This is a genomic window from Planococcus halocryophilus (genome assembly GCF_001687585.2).
GTDB lineage: Bacteria > Bacillota > Bacilli > Bacillales_A > Planococcaceae > Planococcus > Planococcus halocryophilus.
On the sequence record NZ_CP016537.2, the window covers coordinates 2,354,244 to 2,369,576 of the forward strand.

Annotated in this window: 11 protein-coding genes and 1 tRNA gene; 4 read left to right on the forward strand and 8 right to left on the reverse strand. The window is 38.6% G+C overall.

What is annotated here, in order from left to right:
* Positions 1-13: 13 nt before the first annotated feature.
* From BBI08_RS11900 to BBI08_RS11925, 6 genes are all read right to left on the reverse strand, one after another.
* Positions 14-811, reverse strand: coding sequence for a TerC family protein (locus tag BBI08_RS11900; RefSeq protein WP_008498100.1), 798 nt, complete (start codon positions 809-811; stop codon positions 14-16).
* 221 nt (positions 812-1,032) lie between these two features.
* Positions 1,033-2,112, reverse strand: a complete 1,080-nt coding sequence (locus tag BBI08_RS11905) for an SDR family oxidoreductase (RefSeq protein ID WP_008498101.1) — start codon at positions 2,110-2,112, stop codon at positions 1,033-1,035.
* Between the two features lie 77 nt (positions 2,113-2,189).
* Positions 2,190-5,249 carry an efflux RND transporter permease subunit gene (locus BBI08_RS11910; RefSeq protein ID WP_040850915.1) on the reverse strand — a complete coding sequence of 1,020 codons (3,060 nt, stop codon included), beginning with the start codon at positions 5,247-5,249 and terminating at the stop codon, positions 2,190-2,192.
* 135 nt (positions 5,250-5,384) lie between these two features.
* Positions 5,385-6,953, reverse strand: a complete 1,569-nt coding sequence (locus BBI08_RS11915; RefSeq protein WP_008498103.1) for a peptide chain release factor 3 — start codon at positions 6,951-6,953, stop codon at positions 5,385-5,387.
* Positions 6,954-7,057: 104 nt separating this feature from the next.
* Positions 7,058-8,518 carry a UDP-N-acetylmuramoyl-L-alanyl-D-glutamate--2,6-diaminopimelate ligase gene (locus tag BBI08_RS11920; protein ID WP_008498104.1) on the reverse strand — a complete coding sequence of 487 codons (1,461 nt, stop codon included), beginning with the start codon at positions 8,516-8,518 and terminating at the stop codon, positions 7,058-7,060.
* Between the two features lie 18 nt (positions 8,519-8,536).
* Positions 8,537-9,589 carry a M42 family metallopeptidase gene (locus BBI08_RS11925; RefSeq protein WP_040850916.1) on the reverse strand — a complete coding sequence of 351 codons (1,053 nt, stop codon included), beginning with the start codon at positions 9,587-9,589 and terminating at the stop codon, positions 8,537-8,539.
* Positions 9,590-9,789: 200 nt separating this feature from the next.
* Here BBI08_RS11925 and BBI08_RS11930 point away from each other — a divergent pair, with 200 nt between their 5' ends.
* On the forward strand, positions 9,790-11,355 hold the full coding sequence (locus tag BBI08_RS11930; protein WP_008498106.1) for an ATP-binding protein: 1,566 nt from the start codon (positions 9,790-9,792) through the stop codon (positions 11,353-11,355).
* 107 nt (positions 11,356-11,462) lie between these two features.
* Here the strand turns inward: BBI08_RS11930 and BBI08_RS11935 are convergent, their stop codons facing one another.
* Both BBI08_RS11935 and BBI08_RS11940 read right to left on the reverse strand, forming a co-directional pair.
* Positions 11,463-12,851, reverse strand: coding sequence for an aldehyde dehydrogenase (locus BBI08_RS11935; protein ID WP_008498107.1), 1,389 nt, complete (start codon positions 12,849-12,851; stop codon positions 11,463-11,465).
* Between the two features lie 82 nt (positions 12,852-12,933).
* A complete protein-coding gene (locus tag BBI08_RS11940) occupies positions 12,934-13,860 on the reverse strand; it encodes a Gfo/Idh/MocA family protein (RefSeq protein ID WP_008498108.1) in 927 nt (308 codons plus the stop codon).
* Positions 13,861-13,975: 115 nt separating this feature from the next.
* Here BBI08_RS11940 and BBI08_RS17140 point away from each other — a divergent pair, with 115 nt between their 5' ends.
* From BBI08_RS17140 to BBI08_RS11950, 3 genes are all read left to right on the forward strand, one after another.
* Positions 13,976-14,119 (forward strand): hypothetical protein, encoded by a 144-nt coding sequence (locus BBI08_RS17140; RefSeq protein WP_008498111.1) that lies wholly within the window; start codon positions 13,976-13,978, stop codon positions 14,117-14,119.
* Between the two features lie 147 nt (positions 14,120-14,266).
* The gene (locus tag BBI08_RS11945) at positions 14,267-14,995 is read left to right on the forward strand and encodes a thermonuclease family protein (RefSeq protein ID WP_008498112.1); all 729 of its coding nucleotides are present in this window, start codon (positions 14,267-14,269) and stop codon (positions 14,993-14,995) included.
* Between the two features lie 82 nt (positions 14,996-15,077).
* Positions 15,078-15,149: transfer RNA gene (locus BBI08_RS11950), tRNA-Val, on the forward strand.
* Positions 15,150-15,333 lie beyond the last annotated feature (184 nt).

Below are 15,333 nucleotides of genomic sequence, written 5' to 3' on the forward strand. Positions count from 1 at the left end.
TTTAAACAATCATTTATTTAGCTTCGTGTTCTTTAGCTTGTTCTTTATTTTGCTTAACTCCAAGAATTCCACCTACAACTACGATACCCAGTAGGACAGACCAAAAGACTAATGTCCACGGTGTAGAGTGCGGGAAGTCATGAGGCAAGATGCCAACATTTTCGTGAGATAAAGTCATAACCAATAATTTCACTCCGACCCATCCAACGATAACAAATGCTGCTGTTTCAAGTTGCGGATATTTTTCAAGCAATTGCACAAATTTATGTGCTGCAAATCGCATAATAATAACACCGATCAAACCACCAGCAAGCATGACTAGAAACTGCCCAGAATTAATCCCACCAATATCTTTCATACCGAAAACATCTAAATGTGGCAATGTAACCGCTAAAGCTACAGCTGCAAGCATTGAGTCGATTGCAAAAGCAATATCTGCTAATTCAACTTTTAATACAGTCATCCAGAAACCTGATCCTTTTTTCTCAGATTTTCCATCAACACCTTCTAGTATTTCATCCGTGTCGCCTTTGCGCTGATCGTATATACTCTTAATCGAAATAAACAAGAGATATGCTGCACCAAGTGCTTGAATCTGCCAAATGTTAACGAGTAGCGTGATCATAAACAATGCTGCAAACCGGAATACAAAAGCTCCTACTAATCCGTAAAATAACGCTTTTTTCTGTTGTGCTTTTGGTAAATGTTTAACCATTACCGCCATTACTACTGCATTATCTGCAGCCAGTAACCCCTCAAGTCCTACTAAAACGAGTAGAACCCAAGCATATTCTAATAATACTGCTTCCATTCTGCTTTCTCCTCCTATTTTTTGCCAACAAAAAAGACCATTGCCTAAATAAAGGCAAAGGTCTCGCTAAGCAAATTTCGTTTGCTATCACAACCGATGGCTACTAACCATGTATTGACGACTGTGAAATAGGTTTCCCTATAGCTACTCCCCCTTGACTGAAAGTCAAAGTGTATTGAGTTGTAATGTTAGTATAGCATCTTTTTAAATCTTGTCATAGTTTAACGAATGGTGATTTGAAAGTTTTTGTCATTTTTATGTACATGATAAAACTCTACCATCACAGGCATAGTCTCAATGAAATCTGCACATCGAATGTTGCTTTCTGCTAGTAGCCGCTCTGCATTTTTTGTATCGAAATCTGCAGTCCATGTCAAATAATCCAAGGTTTCGATTTCAACGCCTAATGCTTTTCTGACTGGACCAATAGATAAAGAAACTTGAGCTAACCGATGTGGCAAACGACCTTTCGGATTTTTCCCTGTAATTAGCTGGACCATGCTTCGGTATACTTCTTCTACAGGATGTGGATTAGGATCTGTTAAATGGACGGTTTGTCCAGTTGCTGCATCTGACTTACTAAGGTACATAGAAGCCTCTAAAATATAATCAATAGGCACAACATTTATATAAGATGCTGATCGTCCAACAAACGGAATGAACGGCAAAAACTTGACTCGATCAATCAAATTCAGGAAGAAATAAGGTCCGTCAAATTTGACGGTTTCACCTGTAATCGAATGTCCACGAACAATGCCTGGTCGGATAATGGTAATAGGCACTGATTTCTTTAGTTCATCTACAAGTAGTTCAGCTTCAAACTTGGTTTCTTCATAGAAGTTCTTGAACGCTTCCGGTCGCTCCAATTCATTTTCGTAAATAATCCCTTCTCTATTACCTGCTACATAAGCCGTACTAAAATAAACATAACGTTTTACATTTGGTATTTTTGAAACAAATTCATTAACGTGACGTGTTCCTTCCACATTTACTTGCCATGCGAGATCTCTTGGAACTGCCAAATCGTAAATGGCTGCTAGATGCCAAAAGACCACTTTTTTTTCTTTAAGATATTCTTTATCTTTACTACTAATCGCTAGTCCTGCTTGCGTAATATCGCCTTCAATCAATTTGATCGCACGACAATTGGTTTCTTTTTCAATCCTTCTAGCTTCTTTTTCTGCCTTTTCTCGTTCTGACGGTAGAATAATGGCTGAAATCATTTCATGTTGGTAAGCATACTTATTTATTAATTGACTGGCAATAAACCCTGGAAATCCGGTAAACACGATTTCTTCCATAACTTCAGCCCCTTTTTATTTATCATACTAAATTTTCTGATAATATACAGCAAAAGAAAAAAAGTAAACCCGAGGGCCTACTTTTTATTCATTCTTCTTGTTTGTCGATCAAATAGACTGTAAACAATGGGTACAACATAAAGTGATAATAAAGTCGCACTTATTAATCCACCAATCACTGTAATTCCCATTGGCTGATTGATTTCAGTGCCTTCTCCAATGCCAATTGCTAAAGGCAGTAAACCAAGAATGGTTGTTAATGCTGTCATTAAAATTGGGCGGCGACGATCATGAACAGAAGTGATAATGGCATCATATGAATCCATGCCAGCCTCTTTCCGCTGATTGATATAATCCACCAAGACAATCCCATTGTTGACGACTATTCCTACTAGAACAAGTAATCCAATAACAGCGGTAATGCTGACTGGAGTTTGAGTGATAAACAGCGCAATTGCTACACCAATCGCCATCAATGGAACAGTGAACATAATAACAAGTGGATATTTAAAGGATTCGAATTGTGCAGCCATAGCGATATAGACAAGCACAATAGCTAGTAAGACCGCCATAAACATATCATTAATCGAGTTATCGAGTAGTTCACGGTCTCCACCAAACGAAATTAATGTGTTGTCGTCCAAATTCAAAGCCTCAAGTTCTGCATCTACTTGATCAGACATATCACCAAGCGTAATACTCGATTGGTGCTGTAAAGTAAAGGACACACTATCTGCCTGATCTACTCGTCGGATACTAACAGGTCCTTGTGCGACTTCAATATCAGCCAGTTCCTGAAGCTCAACAAATTCCCCAGCAGGCGTTCTGAGAGATAAAGTACGAAGCTTTTCAAGACTGTTTCGTTCTCCTTCCTCATACGCCACATAGACACTGAGAACTTCATCGTCTTCTGTCAATACTTGACTAGCTAAAACGCCTCGTGTGATGCTATTGACTGCTTGTGCTATCTGAACCGGTGGCAGACCATACTCAGTTGCCGCTTCCCGGTTAATCGTCATCTGAATTTCATCAATGGTTTCTTGACGGTCATTCGTTAGCTCTGTTACTTCTGGAAGTTTTGTTAAAGCAGCTTCAATGTCAACAACTGCCTTGTCTAACCGCGATCGATTTGTATCCGTGACAGTAAAAGATAAATTGTTCGGTGAAGAGCCTGCAGCTGTTTGCAAGTTAAAGCTGACTAATGCACGGTCTCCAACAGTTTCTCGAATTCGCGGCTGTACTTCATCTACAAAGTCGAAAATAGAACGATCACGGTCTGCCAAGTCAACTAATTTCACATAAATTTCTGCGACGTTCGCTTGTGCAGAGCCTTGTGCTTGTCCTTGTTGCGTTGAACCAATCAAACTAACGTACACATCAACCTCTTCTTCTAGTTTTAATTCATCTTCTATTAAATCGACTACTTCGTTAGTGGCTGTTCTAGAAGAACCATTTTCAAGTTCGACCGAAACACTAACAAATCCTTCATCTGTAGCTGGTATAAACTCTGTTCCCACTTGCATAACACCAAAAGCACCAACGACTAACAACACGAGTGCTGTAAACAATACAATGATTCGGTTTCGTAAAGCCCAAACCACAGATCCTTCAAAAACTTTAACGCTTTTGGAAGTGTCTTTTTGAACTCTTGGCTTACTCCCTGGTTTTCCTAGCATTCTAGATGCCATCATTGGAATAACGGTTAATGCAACAGCTAAAGAAGCAAAAAGACTAAACGATATCGTCAAAGCAAATTCAAAGAAAATCTCTCCGATTAACCCCGATATGAAGATAACCGGGATAAAAACTGCGACAGTCGTAAGAGTAGATGCAATAATCGCACCTGAAACTTCTTTTGCGCCTTCAGAAGCCGCTTTTTTAGCATTCTTGCCCATTGCCAAATGTCGCTCGATATTTTCGATAACGACAATGGCATTATCTACGAGCATCCCGATTCCTAAAGCTAATGCCCCTAACGTTAAAATATTCAATGCGAAATCTGCAAAAAACATAAGAACAAACGTCACAATTACTGAATACGGAATCGCAACTCCAATAATGATTGGACTTTTAATACCTCGTAAGAAATAGAAAAGAACAAGCATCGCAAAAATTCCACCAAGAACTAATGTCTGACCAATATTGCCAATGGCCTGTTTAACATAATCACCTTGGTCAAATAGAATATCTGCTTTTACTCCTTCAAAACGCTGTTCACTCAAAAGCTCATCAAGTCGTTTCTGAAAAGCATCTGAAACATCTGCTGTATTTGCTTGAGACTCTTGGAGAGCCGATAACAATACAGCAGGTTCTTCGTTGGTTCTTGTTTCACTACTACTTTGACGTTCACTGATGTCTACTTTCGCAACATCACCAATTGTCACGTTGTCCCCTTCTAGTGGATCAATTGTTAAAACTAAATTCCGTATTTCTTCTACATTTGTTAACGTACTGATGATGCGCGTTGTTAAGTTGCGACCATCTTCTGTTTCAATGGGTTCTCCTGGAAGTGAAATATTATTTGCCTGAATTAGCTGCACAACATCAGATTGCTGCAAGCCACGTTCTTCAAGTGCCGCTTGATCTAATTCGATTTGAATTTCTTCTATTAATGACCCTGAAATATTGACACTTGCAACCCCTTCTGTTTGACGGAGCTCTGTTTCTAATTCTTCTGCAATAACGCGTACGTCTGCATCTGGATCACTTGAACGCAAAGACAATTGCAAAATTGGAAACTGTGCTGGATCGAACTTTAAAAAGCGCGGATCATTCGAATCATCAGGTAATGGTGTTTGATCGATTCTTTGTGCAATATCGGATTGGACATCATCGATATCTGTAGACCAATCAAATTCTAAAAGAATAAAATTCGATCCTTCTTGGCTATTCGATTGAATCGACTTGATGCCTGGTAAAGTTGCTAAATTTGCCTCTAATGGCTTTGTAATTTTTTCACTTACTTCTGTAGGACTAGCTCCTGGATAATTTGTTACCACCACACCTATTGGTGGATTTAGTTCTGGAATTAACGTAATCGGAATTCGTGTAAATGACACGATACCTAGAATAATAACCAGAAACATGATGACAATGGTAAAGACAGGCCGTTTTATGGAAAAATCACTTATTTTCATTTTTTTCAAACCCTCTCTTTACTATGTTCTTTAATCATAAGAAAAATTTCTTACAACCGCAAATTTAATAGAGCGTGTTCACACTTCTGCCAATTTTTGAAAACAAAAAAACCTGCCGAAGCAGGTTTTCATTTTTTATAAGAGACTATATAAACGGATGCCTGGATTTTTATCTTGGAACCAGCGAGTCGCAAACTCATTCTCGAATAAGAATACATAATTATCGAAACGATCGCGTACTAGCATCGAACGTCCGCTTGACATCGATTCTTTCACATCTTCTTCATTTTCAATCCAACGTGCAATTTTGTTGCCAACTGGCTCCATACGTACATCTACATTGTATTCGTTTTTCATACGGTGTTCGAACACTTCAAATTGAAGTTGACCGACTGCACCAAGAATCACTTCTTCTAAATGCAATGTTTTGTAATATTGGATTGCGCCTTCTTGTACTAATTGAAGAATCCCTTTATGGAAATGTTTTTGTTTCATAACGTTTTTAGCCGTCACTTTCACAAATAGCTCTGGCGTAAACTGTGGCAAGCTCTCAAATTGGAATTTCTTCCCACTCGTAATCGTGTCTCCAATTTGGTAATTCCCCACATCATGTAAACCGATTATATCGCCTGCTACTGCTTCATTAACCATTTCACGATCATCCGCTAAAAATTGTGTGGTCTGTGATAGTTTAATGTTTTTCCCTGTACGCGCCAAAGTTACGTTCATCCCTCGCTCAAACTTACCCGATACGATACGGACAAAAGCAATACGATCGCGGTGAGCTGGATTCATATTGGCTTGGATTTTAAAGATAAATCCTGAAAACGGCATTTCAGTTGGATCAATGATTTCTTCTTCTTGCGTAATACGCGGTTGCGGTGGTGGTGCAAACTGCAAATACGTTTCAAGGAACGTTTCTACACCAAAGTTAGCTAATGCACTACCGAAGAAAACAGGTGTCAATTCACCTTTTTTTACACGGTCAATTGAAAATTCGTTGCCCGCTTCGTCCAATAAATCAATATCATCCATTGCTTGTGTATAATAAGACGTTTTTTTCATTTCGTGGTCTTCGATCAATCTACCGTTTTCATCGAGTTCAAGGAAACGTTCTCCTTCTGTACGGTAAGGTTCGACACGTTTGTTAAAACGATCATAAATTCCGAGGAATTCTTTCCCCATACCGATTGGCCAGTTCATTGCGTAAGATTGAATACCAAGTACTTCCTCAAGTTCTTCCATTAATTCTAATGGTTCTTTCCCTTGACGGTCCATTTTGTTGATAAACGTAAAAATGGGTATACCGCGCATTTTGCATACTTTAAATAGTTTAACGGTTTGTGCTTCAATCCCTTTAGCAACATCAATAATCATTACAGCGCTGTCTACTGCCATTAAGGTACGGTACGTATCTTCACTGAAATCTTGGTGTCCTGGTGTATCTAAAATGTTGACACGATGTCCATCATAGTCAAATTGCATGACGGAAGAAGTTACAGAAATTCCCCGTTGTTTTTCAATTTCCATCCAATCGGAAGTTGCGAACTTGCCGCTTTTTTTCCCTTTTACTGTTCCGGCATCACGAATAGCCCCACCAAATAACAATAGTTTTTCTGTTAATGTCGTTTTACCAGCATCCGGGTGGGAGATGATGGCGAAGGTTCTTCTATTTTGAATTTCACTCTTTAATTGGTCTGACATGTTTATACGCTCCTTTAATCTACTCTCTTCATATTAGAGAAGGGGACTGAAAAAAACAAGGAATTTTAACAGCTACAGAAAAAAGAAGCCAGTAGAGGCTCCTTTTACTGAAACTTTTTCAATGCTTGTTGTATCGCAATTTCTTTATCACTATGTGGATATTTAGTATTCCCAACAATTTGGTAATCTTCATGTCCTTTTCCAGCAAGAATGATGATGTCGCCAGCTTCGGCTTGCTCTATGGCATGCTCGACTGCTTTTGCACGATCGCCAATGCAAGCAAAATTACTGTGGGTCATACCCATTTCCAAATCACTTAAAATACTGTCATACGCTTCATCACGTGGATCATCTGTCGTCAAAACGACGTAATCAGCAATTGATGCTTTTTCAGCCATGATTGGACGTTTCGTTTTGTCACGGTTGCCACCTGTTCCCACTAGGAAAATAATCCGGTTCTTTTTAAAATCTTGAACTGCGTCAATTGCTTTTTCGATAGCATCAGGTGTATGAGCATAATCGATAAAAATCGATATAGGTGCTTCGACTTCTATTTTTTGCATACGGCCTTCTACTGGTGCAATCACTGCGAGCGTCTTCAGAATTTCATCAAGCTTATATCCTTCTGCATACAAAGCTGCAATCGATGCCAATGCATTCGAGACATTAAACTCACCAAGAAGTTTCATTGAGACTGGAAATTCACCTTCTATACACTTCAACGTAAAGCTTGTACCTGTGTGCATCAATTGAATGTCTTTTGCTTGAAACTGGGCGTCATTTTGAATGCCGTAAGTGTATACCGGGTGAGGGGTCATTTTCGCTAGTTCATTTGACCACGAGTCATCAGCATTTAAAATTGCTTGCTTTTGATTGGCAAGATCTTGACCAAGTTGTGAAAATAACAATGCTTTGGCATGGCCATACTCTTCCATCGTTCCATGGAAATCCAAATGATCGTGCGTCAAATTAGTGAATATAGCGGTATCAAATTCCACACCAGCTAGACGTCCTAAAACTAACCCGTGCGATGAAACTTCCATTGTCATATGTGAACAATCTTCATCTCGTGCACGCGCAATCATTTGTTGAGTGGTTAACACATCATTTGTCGTATTTGCTGATGGGTGCAATTGTCCGTTTAAATTGAAACCAATTGTTCCCGTCAACGCTGATTTTTCGCCCAACTCCATTAACATGGAATGCAGAATACCTGCTACACTCGTTTTGCCATTAGTGCCAGTAACTCCAATCATATGCAAAAGCTTAGATGGATAATCGTAAAATTTAGCAGCTAACAGACCTACTGTTCGAGAGGTGCTTTCAACTTCTACTACTGTTGCATTGTCAATCGTCATTGGTTTTTCAGTAACGATTAACGTTGCCCCTTGATTTGCTGCTTGTTGCGCAAAATCATGGCCATCTACCGTATAACCCGTGATACAAATAAAAGCTGAATTTGTTTTTATATCACGAGAGTCAATTGTTAAATGCTCAATATGTTCTGGCAATGGTCCTTTAATTTGTTTATAAGGAATTGACGCAAGTAATTCTTTGCTGTTCATGAAATCCTCTCCTAACTCTTATGAAACCAATGGAGACAATACATATGCATGAAGCAATGCTGCCGCCGCTTTTAAGGAATCGGTATGTGTACGTTCATACGAATGGGAAGCTTCAATTCCAGGACCGAACAAGGCGTGCTTAATGTCATGTCCTGCACTAATCGCAGCTGATGCATCCGAACCGTAATATGGATAAATGTCTACTTTGTAGTCGATCGAATTCGTTTGTGCTAAAGCAATCAAGTGACGAGTCAAGCCGTAATGATACGGTCCGCTTGAATCTTTTGCGCAAATGGAAACTGTATATTCGTCTGATTCTTGTCCGTCTCCAATCGCGCCCATGTCAACTGCAATGTATTCCTGTGTTTCTAGTGGGATACTCGCGTTTCCACCGTAACCAATTTCTTCATTATTGGAGATATAAAAATGAGTTGTGTATGGCAATTGCTCTTTTGTTTCACTCAATTTTTTTACTAATTGAAGGACTAAAGCAGTACTTGCTTTATCGTCTAAATGTCGAGACTTAACATATCCAGACGCAGTCGCTTCGAACCTTGGCTGAAATGAAACAAAATCTCCGACTTCTATACCTAAGCCTCGTACTTCATCTTTGGAAAAGGCTTTCACATCTAAACGTACTTCCATATTATCTGCACTACGCTCTGCTGTACCGGCATCTTTATAAACATGAACAGTTGTTTGATGCAACAAAATCGTTCCTGAGACTGTCGAGCCGTCTGCTTTATGTATGAGGCAGTTTTCACCTTCGATAGCATTAAATTTAAAACCACCCACTAAAGACAATTTTAAACGACCGCTTGGTTTAATTTCTTTTACCATTGCGCCAAGCGTATCGACATGCGCAGTTAATAAACGATGTTGCTTTTGGTTTTCCCCAGGGATCGTCGCAATTACAGCACCTTTGTGAGTTGTTTTATATTCAACATTCCACTGTGTCAATAATGCACTGATTTTTGTCATCACGTCCATTGTATATCCTGACGGGCTTGGAATTTCCACTAGTTCTTTTAATAACTCAATCGTTTCACTTTGATTCCATTGATAAGTCATCATTTTCACTCCTCGATCTTATAATCATATCAAAATCATAGATGTTCGCACAGTCCTGACTTATAGTATTATAGTATAAGTTGAACTCAAAATTATATTTCTATGTGTTTTTGAAACTATCTTTTAACAAAAAACAGGCGTTTATTACGAAATGAAACTTACTCGTTTAAATTAAATTGTTAAAAATACCGAGGTGTCTAATGGAAAGCAAGCTTATCAATCGCAAAAGAAGTCAATTATTTATCCATATATATGGAGCTTTAAGCATTTTCCACTTTCTACTCAATCAAATTACCGATATAAACACCGCTATTGTTTCTCCATTTTTCGGAATTTCTACTTATTTGTTATTACTGGTATTTATCACAAAAATGAATGAGCGCGCGTTGCAATATGCCATGCTTTTTGCTATGAATTTTTACATATTTATTTTGAATTTCGAATCTTCCGCTCCGATTACGCTTATTTATTTTGTCGTCCCTATTATTATTTGCGCATTGTATAACGAAACGAAACCGATTCTACTGCTCGGACTCCTAACAGCTATTGAATTTGTGCTTTTTCTTACTGTATATGATCGCTTTGTACCAGGAGCTTCACTTTCTTATAATCAATTATCCATTGTCGTTTTTACATTAAGCATTTTTTTCCTTACCTTGCTTCATAGTCTTTACTTTAGTCGCTATTGGAAACAATTAGAGGCTAAAAACGCCTCAATGGAAAAGGCATTACTATCAAAAGAGGGTTATTTGCAGTTATTTTTTGAAACTGCGAAGGATGCAATTGCCGTTTTCGATTCGGAAGAAAAAATTATCGCAGTTAATCCGGCTTTCGAAGAGTTATACGGTTGGACTTCGGAAGAATGCATCGGACAAATCTTACCCATCTATCCATTAGAAAATACATTAGCAATTAAAATGCGCACACGACAAGTTCAAAAAGGAAAAAGCTACTCCCTATTAGAAACTAAAGATGTTCGAAAAGACGGCAGTCGTTTTCACGCACAAATCACATTATCCCCTATTTTCGATAATTCTGAAAGAATAGTGGCGACTTCTATGATTTCGCGTGACATCAGCTACCAAAAAGAATCAGAAAAGCTGATTGTACAAACTGAAAAATTAAAGCTTGCTGGAGAAATTGCGGCTGGGGTAGCCCATGAAATTAGAAACCCGATGACCGTTATCTCTGGGTTTATCCAAATGATGCATCATGATCCAAAACACTGTTTTCCAGAGTATACCGAATTGATTCATTCAGAGTTAGAACGCATCAACTTAATCATTAGTGAATTTTTAGTCTTGGCCAAACCTCAAGCTGCAACGTTAAAGGACTTTAGTGTCCAGAAAGCATTGGACGATATTCTTCTATTATTTAGTTCAGAACTAAACATGAATAGTATTACATTGATAAAAGACTGGGAACATGATTTTCTTCTTAATGGAGAAGAAAATCATTTAAAACAAGTTTTCATAAATCTATTAAAAAATGCAGTAGAGTCGATGGATGAGCCAGGAGAAGTTCGTGTTTCTTTAAAAGAGGAAAAAAATGATATGTTTTCCATTTCTTTCGAAGACACCGGAAAAGGAATTTCTGAAAAAGAATTGAATGAGATTTTCGAACCTTTTTATACTACAAAAGCGAGCGGTACAGGACTAGGGTTAATCGTTTCTCAAAAAATTATTCAAGAGCATAAGGGAAAACTCTCTATATCAAGCTCTAAAGGGATTGGCACAGTTGCTAAAATTCTTTTGAAAGCACAATAATTAGTATAGAAAAAGCGAGCAACTAAGTAGTTGCTCGCTTTTTCTACATATCCATTTTACATATTCGGAACAAATTTTCCCTAAAATGAAAACAAGCCGAAGACCGCCTATTTTAATACGGTTTTAATCCATTTCGCTTTATTTTTATAAGGCGGAAACAACAGATTCGTCGATAATTTAGTGGATTTTTTCAAAATCGATTTAGCATGTGTAAAGGTTTCAAAACTAGATTTCCCGTGATAAGAGTTGATCCCTGACGAACCGATTCCACCAAATGGCAAATAGGCACTGCCCACATGTGAGACTGTATCGTTGATGCAACCCCCGCCAAATGGTAATTGCTCTAAGAAAAATTGCGTTGCGCGTTCATTTTCAGAGAAGATATACGCTGACAACGGTTTAGGTAGTTTGCGAATTTGGCGCAGTAAGAGCGGTAAATCCGTATAGCTGATAATTGGTAAAATCGGTCCGAAAATTTCATCTTCCATCGAAGGACTATCCCATCCTACTCGGTCTAATAAAACCGGTTCGATATATAAGTCATCGCGGTCCATTTTACCGCCATAAACAACATGATTCGCTTCTTTTTGAACAATTTCTGCTAAACGGTCAAAATGTTGGGTGTTGACGATGCGTCCGTAATCCGGACTTTTTTGTGCATCTTTGCCGTAAAAGTTTTGAATCGTTTTTGTTAATTTTTTTATAAATTCATCTTTAACCGATTCGTGTACACAAACATAATCCGGTGCCACACAAGTTTGCCCAGTATTCATCAATTTACCCCAAGCAATTCGTTTTACAGCCAAATCAAGATCAGCCGTTTGGTCGACAATTGCTGGACTTTTACCGCCAAGCTCTAAAGTCACCGGTGTTAAGCGCTCTGATGCTGCTTTCATAATGACTTTTCCAACATTGACGCTACCTGTGAAGAAAATATAATCAAATGGTGCATGGATCAACGCTGTCACTTCTTCTCGTTCACCTTCAACTACACGAATATAATAAGAAGGAAAGGCTTCTTCAATGATTGTTCTGATTACTTTTGCTACGTGCGGCGTCGCTTCAGACGGCTTAACCACTGCACAATTCCCACCTATAATCGCTCCAATTAACGGCTCCATTACTAACTGAAATGGATAATTAAAGGGACCAATGATCAATACAGAGCCATACGGTTCGTGGATGACAAAGCTTTTTGCTGGTTGCAAGTGAAGTGGAGTCTTAACTTGCTCAGGCTTCATCCAATCTTCTACTTTCTTTGCCATCGTACTGATGCTGTCGAGCACAAAGCCGACTTCTGTTGCATAGGCTTCAAATTCACTTTTGCCTAAGTCTTTTTTCAAGGCATCAATTATATCGGTTTCATGAGATTGGATAACGCTTTTTAAGCGATATAATTGTTCAATTCGAAAAGCTGTTGGTTTCGTGTCACCTGTATAAAAATAAGCTTGTTGTTCTTCTATCATGCGTTCTACATCAGTTGCTGTGAAATTCATTGTCCAACCTCCTTTAAGTTTCTTTATTATACCCATCAAGATAACCTATACGCTAAACTAATGACTTCGACTAGTTTATCTACTAGTCTGTCAATAAATGATCGATATAGCGTTGGACAATTAATCCCTCTTCGAAATTAACTAACAACGTCGATTGTTCATTCATTTCTTCAAAAAGTGAAGGCACATCTTCAAAGTCACTGATCAATTGACGATCTTCTCCTTTTACCGACTCGTAAAGAGTTGTCCAATTCTCTAACGTTAGCACACCATGTTCTCCGTACACTTTAAACTGCAATAACTCTTTTTGACCGATATTACTAATTCCCGTCAATAGGAAAGGAATTTGTTCTTCGGTGAGTCCATGAGCAATCATCCCTGTTTCACATTTGTCTTCCTGTTCAGGATAAGTAATGTGATGGGAAGTAAATGATAGTTCACCAAAAAGCCGATTCATCAATTGAAAATAATGTGGGAAGACTTCACGGACGAATCCCCCTTGACTTCTTGAGCCAATCCACGGATTTTGCTGCCACAACCTTGGCCAATCCGGGAAAAAGGTTTGAAGTTCGATGCGGACAATTTTCCCAATATGCCCTATTTTAATACGTTTCGACATTTCGCGGATTACCGGTTTATACATTAAAGGAAAATGCATAGCCGTTTTCACACGGTTATTTTGCACAGAGTCTACCATCGATTCGCCGCCCTCCACATTATGGGCTAACGGTTTTTCGCACAAAATATTAATCCCTGCACTTGCTGCAAGTTCCGCAATTTCTGCATGGAAAGCGGGCGGTGTTGCAATATAAACCCAGTTTATATCTGAGTGAAGGACATCTTCGACTGATTTTGCCATCGGGATGCCATAGGTTTGGCTAATTTCTGTAAGTCGTTCAGCTTGTTCATCGTAAACAATTTTTATTTCTACGCGGTTCTCTTCTTGTTGGAGTTGTTTAATGACTCGTTCTCCAATAATTCCCGCTCCAATAATGCCAATTGAAATCATCAATTATCTCTCCTTTAAACCTTTTCGGCTTTTTCACAATGTTTGTTTATTAGTGTAACCTTTAAGGGTATAGAATAGTCAAACAATACCATTACAATTTCGAGGAGGAACTTTTATGAATGAGCAGACACAGTGGTGGGAACCTATATTCACAGGTGAATTAGAAGTTGGGGTCAATAAAGAAAAGTTAGAAAACGTAACGGAGGACTCTCTTTTGTATTACACAGAAGCTCAAAGGCTTACGGAGTCTGCACTTTAATTGATCGTGCTAATCCAAATTCATCACTTATATACATAGCGGCGCCTTTTCAATCATTGGTTGAAAGAGGCGTTTTATTATGCAATAGACTCGATTGCCAGGCTAGTTAATTGTTCGTATAATGAAAGAACGAAAGCAGGGATTACCATGAAACTAAAAATTATGTTATTAGCCTTATTTTTTCTATCTGGCTGCGGAATGGTCGAATCCATTGATACGCCCAACACAACCGATCAGATAGATGTGGAAGTGACGCAAGTCATTGATGGGGATACCATTAAAATTATGTACGAAGGTCAAGAAGTAACCGTTCGTTATTTATTGATGGATACGCCGGAAACCAATCATCCGCGCTTAGGCGAACAACCACTTGGCAAAGATGCTACTGAAGAAAATAAACGGATTATTGAGTCTGGTGATGTTTCTATCGAATTTGATGTCGGGGACCGTTTGGATGATTATGACCGATTGCTTGCTTATATTTATGTTGATGGCGAAAGTGTGCAAGAACAAATGATTAGAGCTGGACTGGCCAGAGTCGCTTATGTGTTCCCGCCAAACACCCGTTACCTTGATCAATTTGAACAAGCAGAACAAATCGCTAAAGAAAATAGAGTAGGTATTTGGCAATATGAAAACTATTCAACCAACCGCGGATTCAATGCAGAAGCTTACGGACAAAAACCAGCTGCCAATACGTCCCCTACTTCTGAACAACAAACAGACGAATGCGATATTAAAGGGAATATTAACCGCAACGGCAATAAAATCTATCATTTGCCAAGTGATTCTTCCTACGAACAAACCAATCCAGAAGAATGGTTTTGCTCTGAACAAGATGCACAGGATGCAGGCTTTAGAGGCGTTGGACAGTAGGTTAATAGGTTAGCTTTTCTATTTTTACTAGTATTGACTTTTCCTATGGACGAGCTATAATTAAATTTGTCCTGGAAATTGAGGTCTGTTAGCTCAGCGGGAGAGCACTTCGTTGACATCGAAGGGGTCGCTGGTTCGATCCCAGTACAGACCATTGATTATTACGTTGTACTTCACTCGTTTTTCGAGTGAAATACGAAACTCCTCATTCTGTAAAGTTCAGAATGAGGAGTATTTTTTTATGTCTATTAATTTTTTTAGGAAAAGACGAGAGCCACTAATAAAATGATTTAACTTTTCTTGGATTTGGAAAATAACTCGAATTTTTCTCACTTTCA

Bases quoted from the DNA above. Each gene is read 5' to 3' on its own strand.
- BBI08_RS11900 (WP_008498100.1), bottom strand. From the start codon at position 811: ATGGAAGCAGTATTATTAGAATATGCTTGGGTTCTACTCGTTTTAGTA.
- BBI08_RS11905 (WP_008498101.1), bottom strand. From the start codon at position 2,112: ATGGAAGAAATCGTGTTTACCGGATTTCCAGGGTTTATTGCCAGTCAA.
- BBI08_RS11910 (WP_040850915.1), bottom strand. From the start codon at position 5,249: ATGAAAATAAGTGATTTTTCCATAAAACGGCCTGTCTTTACCATTGTC.
- BBI08_RS11915 (WP_008498103.1), bottom strand. From the start codon at position 6,953: ATGTCAGACCAATTAAAGAGTGAAATTCAAAATAGAAGAACCTTCGCC.
- BBI08_RS11920 (WP_008498104.1), bottom strand. From the start codon at position 8,518: ATGAACAGCAAAGAATTACTTGCGTCAATTCCTTATAAACAAATTAAA.
- BBI08_RS11925 (WP_040850916.1), bottom strand. From the start codon at position 9,589: ATGACTTATCAATGGAATCAAAGTGAAACGATTGAGTTATTAAAAGAA.
- BBI08_RS11930 (WP_008498106.1), top strand. From the start codon at position 9,790: ATGGAAAGCAAGCTTATCAATCGCAAAAGAAGTCAATTATTTATCCAT.
- BBI08_RS11935 (WP_008498107.1), bottom strand. From the start codon at position 12,851: ATGAATTTCACAGCAACTGATGTAGAACGCATGATAGAAGAACAACAA.
- BBI08_RS11940 (WP_008498108.1), bottom strand. From the start codon at position 13,860: ATGATTTCAATTGGCATTATTGGAGCGGGAATTATTGGAGAACGAGTC.
- BBI08_RS17140 (WP_008498111.1), top strand. From the start codon at position 13,976: ATGAATGAGCAGACACAGTGGTGGGAACCTATATTCACAGGTGAATTA.
- BBI08_RS11945 (WP_008498112.1), top strand. From the start codon at position 14,267: ATGAAACTAAAAATTATGTTATTAGCCTTATTTTTTCTATCTGGCTGC.